Source organism: Mesorhizobium sp. M0771, from assembly GCF_040320155.1.
Lineage (GTDB): Bacteria > Pseudomonadota > Alphaproteobacteria > Rhizobiales > Rhizobiaceae > Mesorhizobium.
The window spans coordinates 200,922-214,756 of sequence record NZ_JAMYPC010000001.1; the positions used below are offsets into that span (position 1 = coordinate 200,922).

The window sequence follows — 13,835 nt, forward strand, 5'->3', positions numbered from 1 at the left end:
TGAGATACTCCAAGGAGAACCTGATGTCCTATGTCGATGGTTTCGTGCTCGCCGTGCCGAAGGCAAATATCGATGACTACAAGAAGCTGGCCAACCTCGCAGGCCCGATATGGAAGGAACACGGAGCGCTCGCCTATGTCGAATGTATCGCCGACGACGTGCCCTATGGTGAGTTGACCTCGTTTCCGCGTGCCGTTCAGGCAAAAGACGACGAGATCGTCGTCTTTGCTTGGGCCGTCTATTCGTCCAGGCAAAGCCGCGACGCGGTAATGGCCAAGGTGATGGCCGATCCCCGTTTGACACCCGATTTGGGGCCCATGCCCTTCGATATGAAGCGCATGATCTTCGGCGGCTTCCAGCCCTTCATCGAGCTTTAGCCGCTGCTCAGTCCAGCTTGTCCAGCAGCGGCTTCAACCTGTCGCCATAGCGCTTCCAGAGATCGACCGAGCCCTGATACATCGGCTGGCGCACCTGCGCGGCCGAGGCCGTGCGCACCGGGCGGTCGGTCTCGTGGAACGACAGCGCCTTGTCGTCCCAGGACAGGCCGAGATGCCCGATCAGCGCCCGCGTCTGTCCCTCCTGGTCGGCCACGAAATCCTCGTAACGCACGTCATGGACGACGCCCGGCAGAACATCGTGCCAATGCGCCATGATGTCGGTGTAGATGTTGTGGAAATCGGCGAGCTCGCCCAGATCATAGCCGTAGCGGTGGTTGTCGCCGCGGAAATGCACCTTGTAGATCGAAAGGCAGGTCGCCGCCGCATCGCGCGCGCAATGGATGATCTTGGCTTTCGGCAGCATCATATGGATGAAGCCGATGAGCAGGAAGTTGCCGGGCATCTTGTCGGTGACATGCCTGAAGTTGGGATAGCGCTCATGCAGCATGTCGAGATAGGCTTGGCCCGCCTCCGCAAACTCCGCGTCGGATACATCGACCAGTCCCCAGGGGAAACCTCCCGGCATAGTCAGCGGAAATTGCTTGCCGACCGCGGTTTTCAACATGCTGAGCTCGCCCGCGCCATAGACTTGTGGATGGCTGGCGATGATCTGTTCGACCAGCGTGGTGCCGGAGCGCGGCATGCCGACGACGAAAATCGGCGTGTCGTCGGAGATTGCACTTGGCTTGTGCTTTTCGAAAAAGCCGGCGTTGAACACCGTCTTCATCGCCTCGAATTCGGCCCGCGTCCTGACCGGATCATAATCGATGCCCTTGCGGCGGATCGCATTGCCTTCAGCGAAATAGTCGAAGGCCCTGTTATAGTCCTTCAAATCGTCATTGGCCTTGCCGAGACCGAAGGACAGCTGCATGCGTGCCAGGCTGTCGGCCGGCGCCTTGGCATGCTGGGCCTCCATGCCGGCGAGTTCGGCGTCGCGCTCCTTCTGGCGCTTGACCTGCGTCAGCATCAGCCAGGCCTTTGCCATGCCTGGCGTGATCGCCAACGCCTGCCGAAACAGGTCTGCCGCTTCATCGAGCTTGCCTTTTTCCATCAGCCCGACGCCGAGCCCATGCAACAGGTCGGCATCCTTGGGCCGGATCGTCAGCGCCTCGCGAAAGGTCGCCAGCGCCTCATCCAGACGACCGGCTTCCTGCAACGTTTCGGCAAGCCCGATGCGGGCGCGGACATGGAAGGGATTGCGCCCGATTGTGCCGCGATAGATGTCCTCCGCAGCCTCGAACTGGCCGAGCTGTTTCAACGCCGAACCCAGATTGTCGCGTGCCGCGAGCTGGTCGGGCTTGAGATCGACCGCGCCGCGGAAGAAATCGGCGGACGCGGCAACGCGGCCGAGATCGCGCATCACCGTGCCGAGATTGTTGAGGAAATCGGGATTCTTCGGCTGCAGACGCACAGACTGCTCGATCAGCTCCAGCCCTTCGGGGCTGCGCCCGGTCTGGTGCAGCAACAGGCCCAGGAAATGCGCCGCTGCCGGGTGATTGGCCTTGCGCGCCAGCACCTGCCGGTACAGCGTCTCGGCCTCCTGCCGGCGCCCGGCCTGATGCAGCTGCAGCGCCTGCTGCACATATTGGTCGAGGCCCAGCGGCGCCTGTCCGCCAGCTCCAGCACCCGCCGCTCTTCTCTGATCTCTGTTGATGGGAAACCTGCCGTGTTTTGTCCGCTTGCCGCGATCTAGGCCATCGGCGCTGCAGGTTCAAGGGAAGAGTGGGCTCGCCAAGGGCGCGGACCTCTTCGAAACTCTAGAGGAATTCCAGGAAAATGTAGCGTTCAAATCAGCCGGTGGCTCTCGGCGAGCCGGCGCTCCCGCCGTAGCGTGCCGTCGGTGTCGGCAATCTTGCGCCGTGCCGCTTCGTCGCTTCTTATCGTCAGGCGCACTGATATTGCCTTGGGGAAGAGGACGATTGGCTCGATTGTTGCGGTCGGACGATCCGGCGTTTTCATGAATCTCATATATTTTTGCCTTTCGTAAAAAATAATCTTAGGGGCACCGGAATAATTATTCCGATGCTCTCAAAATAAGAAATTGGCTGATATTGTTCCACAATAGCAGATTTATTAGGGGTTTATACGAGAAATTTTTTATACCGGTCGAGCCGCGGCGGAAATCAGCTTGAATAACCAACAATTTCGGATTATTGATCTGAGATCGTTTTTTGGGTCAAGCTTGGCATATAGCGGCGTCGGAGATACTCGACCCGCCAAACTCATTCCAATCGCCGATGGTTGAGTTCCCGGTTGATGCCGGAAAGCATCGACGAACCAGAGCCAAGCCAATGCCGGATCGCACCACCCGTTCCATCGCCCATTTCGCGGCACCCTTCGTGCTTAGCGGGCTGGAAGGGCAACTGCCGGCCGGCGACTATGACATCGATCACGACGAAGAGCTGATCGAGGGCATGTCGCGGCTTGCCTGGCGTCGCGTCGCCACCTTCATCCATTTGCCGGCAAGGGCGGTGAAGAACCCGGCCACCAGCCAGCTTGTCGCCATCGACTACCTCGAACTCGAAACAGCGCTGAGGCGCGACCAGGAGAACGCAGCATGATCCGCTTCCAGCAGAATGCGCGTCCGCGCACCGATACGCCCTCGCACCTCTTCGCCATCGGCCAGACCGTGCGCATGAAGAGCCGCAGCGGGCTCGCCCAGCAGACCGCCGAGCTGTTTCAGATCAAGAGCAGATTGCCGGTCAAGGATGGCTCGCCGCAATATCGCATCCGCAGCGAGGAGGAGACCTATGAGCGGGTCACCACGGAAGACAACCTCGAAGTGGCGGACGCCCCGGCTGTCCCCGACAGCCCGGCCGTCTGACACCGCACCCACCCAGCACGTACGAAGGAGCAGACGGATGGCCAAGGGTCAGCAGCGCAGCAATCGCGAAACGCGCAAGCCCAAGAAAGACAAGGTGGTGGCCAAGGCCGCCTCCCCGTTCGGTTCCTCGGTCAAGCAAGCCGAGAGCAGCCTGAAGCCGAAGTCGAAGGGCTGACCAGGCAGGGCGCGCCTGGCGCACCTGCCGGCAATGGACTGACGATCTCGGACTGACGATCTCGCGCAAAACTCTGCAACGGAGGCTTGCTTGACGTTCTTCGTCGAGCCGCTCGCGCGACGTCGACGAAGCCACGCTCGACAAGGTATCGCTGGACGCGCCGAACCTGCGCGCCGCCCTGCAGGGCGCCACCGCGCTGTTCCACAGCCTCGCCATGCCGCAGATCCCCGACCGTCTGCGCATTTGCGACGAGGACGGCGCAGAGCTTTATGCCGGCCCGGCCGACGGGGCGTATTCGGCGTAGGCAACCACTCCGATCCGCGACCTTGCCTTCTCCCTTGGGGGTGAGAAGCGGTCCGCGCAGCAGACGAAAAGCCAATTGTTGGCTTTTCGAGTTTCGAACGCCCTGAGCCTGCGAAGGACCAAGGGTGGTCCGGTCCACCCGCCCGGTCCCCGCTGCTTCGCAGGGTCCCGGCATTCGCCGCCTTTTTTATCGTGCCAGTGGGACGGTGAATTCGCCTCCGGCGGACTCACCCGACAGGGGAGAAGGAAAAATCAGCAGGGGCCGTCCTCGACGACGCGGTAGTCGGCGGCACGGGCCTCGCAGGCGTTGGGAAAGGTGCGCAGCTCGCCATGGCGGCGGGCGCAGACCGGGGCGTATTCGCGCGTGCAGAATGTCGGCTCTTCGCCACCACCGCCACCACCGCCGCCGTCGCGGCAAGGGCCGTCGCGAACGATGCGGTAGCCTTCCCGTTCGGCAAGGCAGGCATTGGCGAAGGTCTGGCGGTCACCGCCGCGCCGCGCGCAGACCGGCTCGTATTGCCTGGTGCAGAATTCCGGTTCCGGCCGTGGCGGGCGCGGACGTGGTCCCGGCCCGTCATCGACGACGACGGTGCAGGCCGCAAGAAGACCCGACAGGAAGAGAATAGTAAAACCCTGGCGCGAGAAGATCGTCGCAAGAAATCTCATGAATATGCCTCCCTCGAGACCCCCGTCCCCGGCGCAAAACGCGCCTGTCGATCCTCGCCATTCCCTTGCCAAATGCAACCCCCGTTTGCGGCGCGGGAGCCATGCGATGCCCGGCCCGCGCATTGCTTTGGCCCTGGACCAAACCGCTGGACCATGCGTGGCCGGGCTCTGGCTGATGAACTCTTAAGAACCCAGGTTTATCGAAGCGCCTTCGTTGGGATGCGTCGATGGACGCGGCCCGCGGCGCTATCTTGCAACGATCACGTTTCCGTGCGATAAATTTTGTGTTCGGGCATTTGCGACCCGGAGAGCGGAACGTTTTGGACGACCTTTCCCCGATACTGTGAATCTCTGACGGCCCCATTTTCGGCGGGGGGTTTTACCATGCGCAAATGCAGGACTGCCGAAGCAACCACCGGGACTTGCCCACGATGCCAGGCGGCGGGCAAACCATAAGACTGACACGGGTGAAGGAGTTTCCCCAATGGCCCAGACCGGCACCGTTAAATTCTTCAACGCGACCAAAGGCTTCGGCTTCATCACGCCCGACGGCGGCGCCAAGGATGTGTTCGTCCACATTTCCGCGATCGAGGCCTCGGGCCTGCGTACCCTCGTCGACGGCCAGAAGGTCACCTTCGACGTTGAACCCGACCGCATGGGCAAGGGTCCGAAGGCGGTCAACCTCCGCGCGGCCTGAACCGGCGGTGCCCGCGCGCCCGTCAGGGCGCTCGAAAAAGCACCTAAAGCGTGTTTGAACCGGCTTTGTCAGCCGTCCAGAGTTTCGAAGGCGCGACGTTTCCCGTTGCGCCTTTTTCATGACCGCCGTCGCCGGAGGCAAAGGACGCTTTATCGGTCAATGCCGTGGCTGATCGCCGGAGCAATCGTCTGGCGCGAATTGCCTTCGGTGCCACGATCTATTTGACCAGCCTTCAGCGTTGCCGCCGTCGCCAAAACTTTCTCTTGCCGATAGCGCTAAAATAAAGGACAAATTTCCCTTCGGGCATTTGCCGGCCCGAAACTGGACTTTATGGGATCAAAGGGAGCTTCCCATGCCGCAGACCGGCACCGTCAAATTCTTCAATCATGCCAAAGGCTTCGGCTTCATTACGCCCGACGACGGGCAGAAGGATGTCTTCGTTCATATTTCGGCCGTGCAGGCTTCGGGTCTTTCCGGTCTGGAGGATGGACAGAAAGTGACATTCGACACCGAGCCGGACAAGCGCGGCAAGGGTCCGAAGGCCGTCAACCTGTCGGTCGGCTAAGCTGGCTCAAGACAGTCCGGACGGAGATTGACGAGGCGGAGCGCCTTGCGTACGCGCTTGGTTTTGCCGCAAGAACTGGATCGTATCAGCCAATTCCGTTCAGCCCCCGTTCAGCCACGGTCTTCTATTAATCGTCCCCTAGGCTGGACCGCATCCCCGAAAACTATCCGGGCCGGCACGAAGGAGACCAAAATGAATCGCATTTTCAAGACCGCCATCCTGGGCGCCGCTCTCGCCGCGACCACCCTCGCCACCTTGCCTGCCGCCAATGCCAAGGACTGGAACCGCTGGCATCATGGCCATGGTCGTCATCATAATGGCGACGCGCTTGCGGCCGGTGTCGTCGGCCTTGCGGCCGGCGCTCTGATCGCCGGTGCGCTGAGCAACCCGCAGCCGCGCTACAGCAGCTATGATGACGATTACGACTACCGCGAAGTGCGGCCGGCGCCGGTGCGCCGTTACTATGCCGAACCGCGGGTCGTCTATGCCGACCGCTATGCCGAGCCGTGGACCCGCGACTGGTACGAATACTGCTCGGACCGCTACCGGAGCTTCAATGCCCGCAGCGGCACGTTCACCGGCAATGACGGTGAGCAGCATTTCTGCGTCGCGAATTGAGCTTCCCTGTCCCACAAAAAGCGCTGACCGCAAGGCCAGCGCTTTTTTTTTGGCAGAAAGACATCGCTAAGTCAGGAAGGGATTGGTCCGCCTCTCCTCGCCAAAGCGGCCACCCGGGCCGTGGCCGCAGATGAAGCCGATCTCGTCACCGAGCGGCAAAAGCTTGTCCTTGATCGAGGCGATCAGCGCCGCATGGTCGCCGCCCGGCAGGTCGGTGCGCCCGACCGAGCCGCGAAACAGCACGTCGCCGACATGAGCGAACTTCGCCGCGCGATTGTAGTATACGACATGGCCGGGCGCATGGCCGGGGCAGTGCAGCACCTCGAACATATGTGAGCCGAACGAAACCGTCTCGCCCTCTGCGAGAAACCGGTCGGGCACGCAGTTGCGCGCCCCGGCAATGCCGTAGCGCTGGCCCTGGTTCTCGAGATTGTCGAGCAATAGCTTGTCGGCTTCGTGCGGGCCGATGATCTCGATGCCGAGTGCTTCCTTCAGCTCCATGGCGCCGCCGGCGTGATCGATGTGGCCATGGGTGATCCAGATCGCAGCGGCGGTGATCGCATTGTCCTTCAGCACCGCCAGCACCTTGTCGATGTCGCCGCCCGGATCGACGACGACGCCATGCTTGTCATCCATGTCGAACAGGATGGTGCAGTTCTGCTGGAAAGGCGTGACCGGCACGATGCCGGCATTGAGCTGACCCATGATTGTCCTTTCGCTGTTCCAGCGTGATGTAGAGGCGCGGGCGAAGGCCGTCCACTGCTGAAAGGCAAACAGTCCGTCCCAAAACAGAAATGGGCGGCCCAACGGCCGCCCATTTGACGAAGCCTGAGTCTCGAGCAATTCCAGGAAAAGTGTAAAGCGGTTTTCCGTCCGGAATTGGGTAAAACAACAAACTAGATCATTCGCCGTGAAACGGTGAATGATCTAGAGGCTTACTTCTTCATCGCGCCCATGACCGCACCGATGATGCCGGTCAGGATGGCGCCGCCGCCGGCGCCGCCGAGCAGGTTTTTGAGGTTCAGCGTATCGCCCAATCCGCCCGCTGCCGTTGCAGCCGCTGCCGGGTCGGCCGTGCCGCCGAGCAGGCTGCCGAGGATCGCCGCCCCGCCGACGCCGCCAACCGCGCCGCCGAGGATTTTGGTCAACTGGCCCATCGCCGCATTCTTCAGCGCAACGCCGACCGCCTGACCACCGACAACACCTGCAATTACCTGTACAACGAGCGCAATGAGCGTATTCGTATCCATGTACCTAGTCCCTCCATAGCTGCCAGCCTCCCGGGCCGACACCATCATGAGACGCTGAATTGTACGAAAGTCAAATGCACAGATGCTGAAATAAAGGGGCCGGCCTCAAAACCGCCCCTGCTTGCGAAAAAAGCTGTGACTTTCGTTATTCTGCGGCTATCGCATGCTTAGGTTGCACCGCAGCAGAATAGTCGTTCATCAAAGTCTTGGCGATCTCGCCGACCTCGAATCGGTACGGACCGATCTCGGAGACCGGCGTCACTTCCGCTGCCGTTCCGGTGAGGAAGCACTGTTCGAAGCCTTCGAGTTCCTCAGGCATGATGGCGCGCTCGACGACTTCAAGGCCGCGGTCCTTGGCGAGGCCGATGACGGTGCGGCGGGTGATGCCGTCGAGGAAGCAATCGGGCTTCGGCGTGTGGATCTTGCCATCCTTGACGAAGAAGATGTTGGCGCCCGTTGCTTCGGCGACCTGGCCGCGCCAGTCGAGCATCATGGCATCGGCATAGCCCTTGGCCTCGGCGGCATGCTTGGACATGGTGCAGATCATGTAGAGGCCGGCGGCCTTCGACTTCGACGGCGCGGTGCGCGGATCGGGCCGGCGCCATTCCGCCAGATCGAGACGGATGCCCTTGAGCTTCTGCGCCGGGTCGAAATAGCTCGGCCATTGCCAGATGGCGATGGCGCAGTTGATGCGGCTGTTCTGCGCCGACACGCCCATCTGTTCGCTGCCGCGCCAGGCGATCGGCCTGACATAGGCGTCCTGGAACCCCTGCTTCTTCAGAAGGGTGGTCGAGGCGTCATTGAGCTCGGCCACGGAATAGGGAATATTGAAGCCGAGCAGGCGCGCCGATTCATGCAGGCGCTCGGTGTGCTCGTTGAGCTTGAAGATGGCGCCGCCATAGGCGCGCTCGCCCTCGAAGACGGCGCTGGCATAGTGCAGGCCGTGGGTCAGCACGTGGATCTTGGCGTCGGCCCATTTGACGAACTCGCCGTTGATCCAGATGAAGCCGTCCAGTTGGTCGAAGGGAACGGATGCCATGGAAACCTCCCGCGGGCGGCGACCCGCATATCATTGGTGTTGTTCTTGTTGCGCGACAGCCGCGTCGGGCGGCCCTTGAAGCGTAAGCGGAGAATCGAACTCTGGCAAACTCAGGAAGTTCCGGAAAAACCGCACTCCCTTGCCTTTTCGTTCGCATTCAGCCGAAAAGCTTGTCAAAAATTACCATTGCGGGGAAATTACGTCAATAGTACTGACATAATTTCCCTCTATGGACGGAGAAATGATGACGGATCGAAGCCCAGCTGCCGGAAAACCGATCAAGACGCCGATCACCGACGAAGACGGCATCGACTTTGCCATCATCGAACTGTTCTTCTTTGCCTATCGCGATTTCACTTCCGATCCCGACCAGATCCTGGCCGATTACGGCTTTGGCCGCGCCCATCACCGGGTGCTGCATTTCGTCAACCGCCGGCCGGGACTGACGGTCGCTGAACTGCTCGACGTGCTCAAGATCACCAAGCAGAGCCTGGCGCGGGTGCTCAAGCAGCTGATCGACACCGACCATATCGTGCAATTGCAGGGTCCGCGCGACCGCCGCCAGCGGGAGCTCTATCCGACAGCCAAGGGGCGCGCCCTGGCGCTGGCCCTGGCGCGGCCACAGTCACGCCGCATCCGTGCTGCATTGGAAGATTCCGGAGCCAGCGAGCGTCCCTTGATCGAACGATTCCTGGAAGCCATGGTCAATCCGGAACTAAGGGCGCAGATCGACATTGTGCCTGCAAACATGTCAGGGAAAAGCCATGGAGACCATTGAGAGGGTGGACCAGCCGACGGCGCCGGACGATGACGCGCCGCATCTGCTTGTGGTCGACGACGACACCCGCATTCGCAATTTGCTCAAGCAGTATCTGACCGAAAATGGTTTTCGCGTCACAGTCGCCGGAAATGCCGGCGAGGCCAGGCGAAAGCTTGCAGGACTCGACTTCGACCTCCTTGTCCTCGACGTCATGATGCCCGGAGAGACCGGCGTCGACCTCACCAAGGCGCTGCGGGCGGAGAAGAACGTACCGATCCTGATGCTCACCGCGCTATCGGAAACCGACAGCCGCATCACTGGGCTCGAGGCCGGCGCCGACGACTATCTGCCCAAGCCCTTCGACCCGCGCGAACTGATCCTGCGCATCAATAACATTCTGCGCCGCGGCGGCCCGGCGACGACGCCCAAGGTCGAGCAGCTGGTCTTCGGCCCCTACACCTTCCAGATCGCCAGGCGCGAGCTGAAGCGGGGCGGCGAGGCGCTGAAGCTGACCGACCGCGAGCAGGAGATCTTGGCGATCTTTGCCGCGCGGGCCGGCGAAACGATCCCGCGTCACGAGCTTGTCGGCGACGATTCGGAAGTCGGCGAGCGCACCATCGACGTCCAGATCAACCGCCTGCGCCGCAAGATCGAGCGCGATCCGTCCAATCCGGTCTGGCTGCAGACGGTGCGCGGTATTGGGTATCGGCTCAGCGTGGAATAGAATGCCGCTGACGGCCGCCCTTGGCCATAGATGTGTGGCCATCGACCAGCGGCCATTGACCCAGCGGAAGGATAAATGGCGACCACGCAACTGGAACGGCCGGAACAAGGCGGCTTTGGCGCGCGCGTATCACGCGCGCTGAAAGCAATGCCGCGTGCCTGGAAGCGGTTCTGGCGGCTGGTTGCGTTCTATATGCCCAAGCGGCTTTATGCCCGCTCGCTGATCATCGTCATCGCGCCGATGATCCTTCTGCAGTCGGTCGTCGCCTTCGACTTCATGGAACGCCACTGGGCAACCGTGACGCAGCGCCTGTCGCAGGCCACCGTGCGCGACATCGCCGCGATCATCGACATGATCGAGACCTATCCGCATGATGGCGACTACGCCAACATCATCCGCATCGCCCAAGACCGCATGCAGTTGAAGGTCGACCTCTTGCCGCCCGACCCGTTGCCGGCGCCTGGACCCAAGCCCTTCTTCTCGATCCTTGACGACGTCCTTTCCACCGAGATCACCCGCCAGATCAACCGCCCGTTCTGGATCGACACGGTCGGCAATTCCAACATCGTCGAGGTCCGCATCCAGCTCGAGGGCAAGGTGCTGCGCGTCTTCGTGCGCCGCAGCCAGGCCTATGCCTCCAACACCCACATCTTCCTGATCTGGATGGTCGGGACGTCACTGGTGCTGCTGACGATTGCCATCCCCTTCCTTCGCAACCAGATCCGGCCGATCCTGTCTCTGGCCGAGGCCGCCGAAAGCTTCGGCAAGGGCCGGCCGATGCCGCGCGATTTCCGCCCACGCGGCGCCGAGGAGGTTCGACGGGCCGGCTTTGCCTTCATCCAGATGCGCGAGCGCATCGAACGCCAGCTGGAACAGCGCACCGCCATGCTGACCGGCGTCAGCCACGATCTCAGAACCATCCTCACCCGCTTCAAGCTGCAGCTGGCGCTGGCTGGCGGCAAGCCCGAGACCAAGGCCGCGCTCAACCAGGACATCGACGACATGCAGTCGATGCTGGAAGGCTATATCGCCTTTGCCCGCGGCGAAGCGTCGGAAGATGCCGGCCATTTCGATCTCGAGGCCTATTTCCAAAAGCTCGGCGAGGAGGCGTCGCTGCACAAGCGCAAGCTATCGACCGTGCTTGCCGGTGATCCGGACGTGCATGTGCGCCCGCACGCTTTCGCCCGGCTGTTGTCCAATGTCGCCGGCAATGCCTTGCGCTATGCCAAGACGGTGGAGATCAGCGCCGATCACGGCCGCGGCTCACTCGTCGTCACCATCGACGATGACGGTCCGGGCATCCCGCCGGAAAAGCGCGAGGACGTGTTCAAACCGTTCGTGCGGCTCGACGAGGCGCGCAACCTCGACGCCAGCGGCACCGGCCTTGGTCTCTCTATCGCCCGCGATATTGCCCGCAGCCATGGCGGCGACATCATGCTGGAAGACAGCCCGCTCGGCGGCCTGCGGGCGGTGATCAAGGTGCCCGCCTGACCAAAGCATGATCTGGAAGGCGGGCTCGGCCAAAAACCACCTTCATCCGCCCGTCATGAAACCATGGTCAAGAGCGCGCATGAAGCGCGCGACCTCAGTTGATTCGGCTCAGCCGCCTTACTTCGACCTCGTGCATGCCCGGGTGCGGTGGAGCGAAGCGAGGGCAGCCGGCCCGTACCGCTATCGCATCAAGGCAACCGTCGACCCGAGCAAAGGACCGCCATGCGCATCCTGATGGTCACCGACGCCTGGCGGCCGCAAGTCAACGGCGTCGTCCACACGCTGGAGCGGCTCACCGAAACGCTGAAAACCTTCGACGTTGCGGTCGACTTCCTGACCCCGAATATCTTTCGCACCTTGCCGTTGCCGACCTACCCCGACATCAGGCTGGCGCTGACCACGCCCGGTCATGTCGCGCGGCTGATCGAGGCTCGCAAGGCCGACCATATCCATATCGTCACCGAAGGCCCGCTCGGCATCATGGCGCGGCGCTATTGCCGCAATGCTGGCCGTCCCTTTACCACCAGCTATCACACCCGCTTTCCCGAATATCTCAGCGCCCGCCTGCCGGTGCCGGAGAGCTGGGCCTATCGCTGGCTGCGTGATTTCCACAATTCGGGACAAGGCACGCTGGTCGCCACCCAGTCGCTGGCGGAGGACCTTGCGTCGCGAGGCTTCACCAAGCTCAGGCCGTGGACGCGGGGCGTCGACACCGATCACTTCCGCCCGGACAAGAAGAAGGACCTCGGCTTTCCCGGCCCGGTATTCCTGTGCGTCGGCCGCGTCGCCATCGAGAAGAACCTGAGCGCCTTCCTCGATCTCGACCTGCCCGGCAGCAAGGTGATCGTCGGCGAAGGACCGGAACTGGCTAGGCTCAGGGCGAAGTACCCGCAGGCGCACTTCCTCGGCCATCGCCCGAACGATGAGCTGGCCGAGATCTACGCCTCGGCTGATGTTTTCGTTTTCCCCAGCCGCACCGACACGTTCGGCAACGTCATCATCGAGGCGCTGGCCAGCGGCACGCCGGTGGCCGCCTATCCGGTCACCGGACCGATCGACATTGTCGGCGACGGCATCGGCGGCGCGGTGTCGACCGATCTGCGCGAGGCCTCGCTCGCCGCGCTCAATGTCGACCGCGCCGAGGCGCGCGAACGCGCCATGCGCTACAGCTGGAAAGCCTGCGCCGAAATGTTCATGGACACGGTCGAAGAGGCGCTGAGCACAAGGCGCAAGCTGGCCGCCTGACGCAATCTTCCTAAAACAACCTGCCGCCGTCCGGCACCTTGCGCTCGATGGCGCCAAGGACCACGGCGCCTTCCTCATCAGGGAAGCCGAGCGTGAGCACTTCCGACATGAACGGACCGATCTGGCGCGGCGGGAAATTCACCACCGCAAACACCTGCCGTCCCACCAGCGTTTCCGGCGCATAGTATTTCGTGATCTGTGCCGAGGATTTCTTCACGCCGATCTCAGGGCCGAAATCGATCTTCAGCTTGAAGGCGGGTTTGCGCGCCTCGGGGAAAGGCTCGGCCTCGACGATCGTGCCGGCACGGATGTCGACACGATCAAAATCGGCAAAGCTGATCTCGGGCTTGCGCGCGCTGCTCGAACTCATGGAAGCTCAAGCGTTGCCATAGGTCTCGAACAGGACGCCGGCCAGCGCATCCTTGGCCGAGGTTCCCGACCAGACAACGAACTGGAAGGCCTGGAAATAGCACTCGCAGGCTTCAAGCGCCGACGACAAAAGCACCTCGACCTGCTGGCTCGACGGTTCGACCCCGCCGGCGAGCAGCAGCGACTGGCGAAACATGATCGCGCCCTCCTGCTCCCAGAGATCGAAATGGCCAAACAGCATCTGCTCGTTGATCAGCGACAAAAGCCGCATCACTTCCAGCGCGCGGGCTTCCGGCACCTTGATGTCGAAAGCACAGGCCAGATGCAGCGCCTCGAAATCCTCCATCCATGAGAAGGAGACGTGATAGTCGGTCCAGCTGCCGGCAACCGAGATCGAGATTTCGTCATCGCCGGCCCGTTCGAAGGACCAGTCATTGTTATAGGCGACCTGCTCGATGACATCCACCGGATGGATTTCGCGGGAGAATTCGAGTTCGAGAAGTTCCATGGAATGCTTCCTGTGTTCAGGGGAGCGCCACACGCTCCGCGGGGCACACACGACGAACAATCTTGTCTTGAACTCGGACGGCCAGGACTTCACGACACAAAGACCCCGGACCGGACCCCACCGCCCGGCCGCATGACCCTGCTCCGAATCATGCAACAAATTCA

19 protein-coding genes are annotated in these 13,835 nt (G+C 62.0%); 11 read left to right on the plus strand and 8 right to left on the minus strand.

The genetic code is table 11. The features are described 5' to 3' along the window. Positions 1-23: 23 nt before the first annotated feature. On the plus strand, positions 24-377 hold the full coding sequence (locus NKI05_RS00930; RefSeq protein WP_023683729.1) for a DUF1428 domain-containing protein: 354 nt from the start codon (positions 24-26) through the stop codon (positions 375-377). A gap of 7 nt (positions 378-384) precedes the next feature. Here NKI05_RS00930 and NKI05_RS00935 read toward each other — a convergent pair whose 3' ends face one another. Both NKI05_RS00935 and NKI05_RS00940 read right to left on the minus strand, forming a co-directional pair. Beyond that, positions 385-2,019, minus strand: a complete 1,635-nt coding sequence (locus NKI05_RS00935; protein WP_023724948.1) for a tetratricopeptide repeat-containing sulfotransferase family protein — start codon at positions 2,017-2,019, stop codon at positions 385-387. Positions 2,020-2,222: 203 nt separating this feature from the next. Next, positions 2,223-2,405 (minus strand): hypothetical protein, encoded by a 183-nt coding sequence (locus tag NKI05_RS00940; protein ID WP_023728228.1) that lies wholly within the window; start codon positions 2,403-2,405, stop codon positions 2,223-2,225. 323 nt (positions 2,406-2,728) lie between these two features. Here NKI05_RS00940 and NKI05_RS00945 point away from each other — a divergent pair, with 323 nt between their 5' ends. From NKI05_RS00945 to NKI05_RS00955, 3 genes are read left to right on the plus strand one after another with little or no spacing between them, the layout of a single operon-like run. Next, positions 2,729-2,998 (plus strand): hypothetical protein, encoded by a 270-nt coding sequence (locus tag NKI05_RS00945; protein ID WP_023701590.1) that lies wholly within the window; start codon positions 2,729-2,731, stop codon positions 2,996-2,998. Then, positions 2,995-3,261: a hypothetical protein gene (locus NKI05_RS00950; protein WP_023814998.1), complete on the plus strand. Its 267-nt coding sequence runs from the start codon at positions 2,995-2,997 to the stop codon at positions 3,259-3,261. Before NKI05_RS00945 ends, NKI05_RS00950 begins: the two co-directional genes overlap by 4 nt. 37 nt (positions 3,262-3,298) lie before the next feature. Continuing rightward, positions 3,299-3,436, plus strand: a complete 138-nt coding sequence (locus tag NKI05_RS00955; protein WP_023683725.1) for a hypothetical protein — start codon at positions 3,299-3,301, stop codon at positions 3,434-3,436. Between the two features lie 555 nt (positions 3,437-3,991). Here the strand turns inward: NKI05_RS00955 and NKI05_RS00960 are convergent. Next, entirely contained in the window at positions 3,992-4,405 is a 414-nt protein-coding gene (locus NKI05_RS00960) for a Kazal-type serine protease inhibitor domain-containing protein (RefSeq protein WP_023672018.1), read from the minus strand. Between the two features lie 484 nt (positions 4,406-4,889). Between NKI05_RS00960 and NKI05_RS00965 the strand changes: the two genes are divergently transcribed. The 3 genes from NKI05_RS00965 (at position 4,890) to NKI05_RS00975 (ending at position 6,285) form a co-directional block, all read left to right on the plus strand. Then, a complete protein-coding gene (locus NKI05_RS00965; protein ID WP_006202520.1) occupies positions 4,890-5,102 on the plus strand; it encodes a cold-shock protein in 213 nt (70 codons plus the stop codon). A gap of 352 nt (positions 5,103-5,454) precedes the next feature. Then, a complete protein-coding gene (locus NKI05_RS00970; RefSeq protein ID WP_023672019.1) occupies positions 5,455-5,667 on the plus strand; it encodes a cold-shock protein in 213 nt (70 codons plus the stop codon). A gap of 192 nt (positions 5,668-5,859) precedes the next feature. Next, on the plus strand, positions 5,860-6,285 hold the full coding sequence (locus NKI05_RS00975) for a BA14K family protein (protein WP_023672020.1): 426 nt from the start codon (positions 5,860-5,862) through the stop codon (positions 6,283-6,285). Positions 6,286-6,351: 66 nt separating this feature from the next. On the opposite strand, the gene NKI05_RS00980 is transcribed toward NKI05_RS00975, so the two are convergent. The 3 genes from NKI05_RS00980 to NKI05_RS00990 form a co-directional block, all read right to left on the minus strand. After that, positions 6,352-6,990 (minus strand): MBL fold metallo-hydrolase, encoded by a 639-nt coding sequence (locus NKI05_RS00980; RefSeq protein ID WP_023683724.1) that lies wholly within the window; start codon positions 6,988-6,990, stop codon positions 6,352-6,354. 230 nt (positions 6,991-7,220) lie between these two features. Further along, positions 7,221-7,535 (minus strand): hypothetical protein, encoded by a 315-nt coding sequence (locus NKI05_RS00985; RefSeq protein WP_023672022.1) that lies wholly within the window; start codon positions 7,533-7,535, stop codon positions 7,221-7,223. Positions 7,536-7,680: 145 nt separating this feature from the next. After that, on the minus strand, positions 7,681-8,574 hold the full coding sequence (locus tag NKI05_RS00990) for a branched-chain amino acid aminotransferase (RefSeq protein ID WP_023672023.1): 894 nt from the start codon (positions 8,572-8,574) through the stop codon (positions 7,681-7,683). Positions 8,575-8,818: 244 nt separating this feature from the next. On the opposite strand from NKI05_RS00990, the gene NKI05_RS00995 reads away from it, so the two are divergent. The 4 genes from NKI05_RS00995 to NKI05_RS01010 all read left to right on the plus strand — a co-directional run bounded on the left by NKI05_RS00995 (position 8,819) and on the right by NKI05_RS01010 (position 12,794). Then, positions 8,819-9,352, plus strand: a complete 534-nt coding sequence (locus NKI05_RS00995; protein ID WP_023683723.1) for a MarR family winged helix-turn-helix transcriptional regulator — start codon at positions 8,819-8,821, stop codon at positions 9,350-9,352. Further along, positions 9,339-10,058 (plus strand): response regulator, encoded by a 720-nt coding sequence (locus NKI05_RS01000; protein ID WP_023672025.1) that lies wholly within the window; start codon positions 9,339-9,341, stop codon positions 10,056-10,058. Before NKI05_RS00995 ends, NKI05_RS01000 begins: the two co-directional genes overlap by 14 nt. Before the next feature lie 75 nt (positions 10,059-10,133). After that, a complete protein-coding gene (locus NKI05_RS01005; RefSeq protein ID WP_023672026.1) occupies positions 10,134-11,549 on the plus strand; it encodes an ATP-binding protein in 1,416 nt (471 codons plus the stop codon). A gap of 222 nt (positions 11,550-11,771) precedes the next feature. Then, positions 11,772-12,794, plus strand: a complete 1,023-nt coding sequence (locus tag NKI05_RS01010; protein ID WP_023683722.1) for a glycosyltransferase family 4 protein — start codon at positions 11,772-11,774, stop codon at positions 12,792-12,794. 10 nt (positions 12,795-12,804) lie between these two features. On the opposite strand, the gene NKI05_RS01015 is transcribed toward NKI05_RS01010, so the two are convergent. Together NKI05_RS01015 and NKI05_RS01020 are read right to left on the minus strand one after the other, a co-directional pair. Beyond that, the gene (locus NKI05_RS01015) at positions 12,805-13,164 is read right to left on the minus strand and encodes a tRNA-binding protein (RefSeq protein WP_023672028.1); all 360 of its coding nucleotides are present in this window, start codon (positions 13,162-13,164) and stop codon (positions 12,805-12,807) included. Between the two features lie 6 nt (positions 13,165-13,170). Continuing rightward, positions 13,171-13,671 carry a type III secretion system chaperone family protein gene (locus tag NKI05_RS01020; RefSeq protein WP_023814996.1) on the minus strand — a complete coding sequence of 167 codons (501 nt, stop codon included), beginning with the start codon at positions 13,669-13,671 and terminating at the stop codon, positions 13,171-13,173. Positions 13,672-13,835: the final 164 nt, after the last annotated feature.

Excerpts from the sequence above, each read along its gene's own strand:
- NKI05_RS00930 (WP_023683729.1), top strand. The coding sequence starts at position 24 with ATGTCCTATGTCGATGGTTTCGTGCTCGCCGTGCCGAAGGCAAATATC.
- NKI05_RS00940 (WP_023728228.1), bottom strand. The coding sequence starts at position 2,405 with ATGAGATTCATGAAAACGCCGGATCGTCCGACCGCAACAATCGAGCCA.
- NKI05_RS00945 (WP_023701590.1), top strand. The coding sequence starts at position 2,729 with ATGCCGGATCGCACCACCCGTTCCATCGCCCATTTCGCGGCACCCTTC.
- NKI05_RS00950 (WP_023814998.1), top strand. The coding sequence starts at position 2,995 with ATGATCCGCTTCCAGCAGAATGCGCGTCCGCGCACCGATACGCCCTCG.
- NKI05_RS00955 (WP_023683725.1), top strand. The coding sequence starts at position 3,299 with ATGGCCAAGGGTCAGCAGCGCAGCAATCGCGAAACGCGCAAGCCCAAG.
- NKI05_RS00960 (WP_023672018.1), bottom strand. The coding sequence starts at position 4,405 with ATGAGATTTCTTGCGACGATCTTCTCGCGCCAGGGTTTTACTATTCTC.
- NKI05_RS00965 (WP_006202520.1), top strand. The coding sequence starts at position 4,890 with ATGGCCCAGACCGGCACCGTTAAATTCTTCAACGCGACCAAAGGCTTC.
- NKI05_RS00970 (WP_023672019.1), top strand. The coding sequence starts at position 5,455 with ATGCCGCAGACCGGCACCGTCAAATTCTTCAATCATGCCAAAGGCTTC.
- NKI05_RS00975 (WP_023672020.1), top strand. The coding sequence starts at position 5,860 with ATGAATCGCATTTTCAAGACCGCCATCCTGGGCGCCGCTCTCGCCGCG.
- NKI05_RS00980 (WP_023683724.1), bottom strand. The coding sequence starts at position 6,990 with ATGGGTCAGCTCAATGCCGGCATCGTGCCGGTCACGCCTTTCCAGCAG.
- NKI05_RS00985 (WP_023672022.1), bottom strand. The coding sequence starts at position 7,535 with ATGGATACGAATACGCTCATTGCGCTCGTTGTACAGGTAATTGCAGGT.
- NKI05_RS00990 (WP_023672023.1), bottom strand. The coding sequence starts at position 8,574 with ATGGCATCCGTTCCCTTCGACCAACTGGACGGCTTCATCTGGATCAAC.
- NKI05_RS00995 (WP_023683723.1), top strand. The coding sequence starts at position 8,819 with ATGACGGATCGAAGCCCAGCTGCCGGAAAACCGATCAAGACGCCGATC.
- NKI05_RS01000 (WP_023672025.1), top strand. The coding sequence starts at position 9,339 with ATGGAGACCATTGAGAGGGTGGACCAGCCGACGGCGCCGGACGATGAC.
- NKI05_RS01005 (WP_023672026.1), top strand. The coding sequence starts at position 10,134 with ATGGCGACCACGCAACTGGAACGGCCGGAACAAGGCGGCTTTGGCGCG.
- NKI05_RS01010 (WP_023683722.1), top strand. The coding sequence starts at position 11,772 with ATGCGCATCCTGATGGTCACCGACGCCTGGCGGCCGCAAGTCAACGGC.
- NKI05_RS01015 (WP_023672028.1), bottom strand. The coding sequence starts at position 13,164 with ATGAGTTCGAGCAGCGCGCGCAAGCCCGAGATCAGCTTTGCCGATTTT.
- NKI05_RS01020 (WP_023814996.1), bottom strand. The coding sequence starts at position 13,671 with ATGGAACTTCTCGAACTCGAATTCTCCCGCGAAATCCATCCGGTGGAT.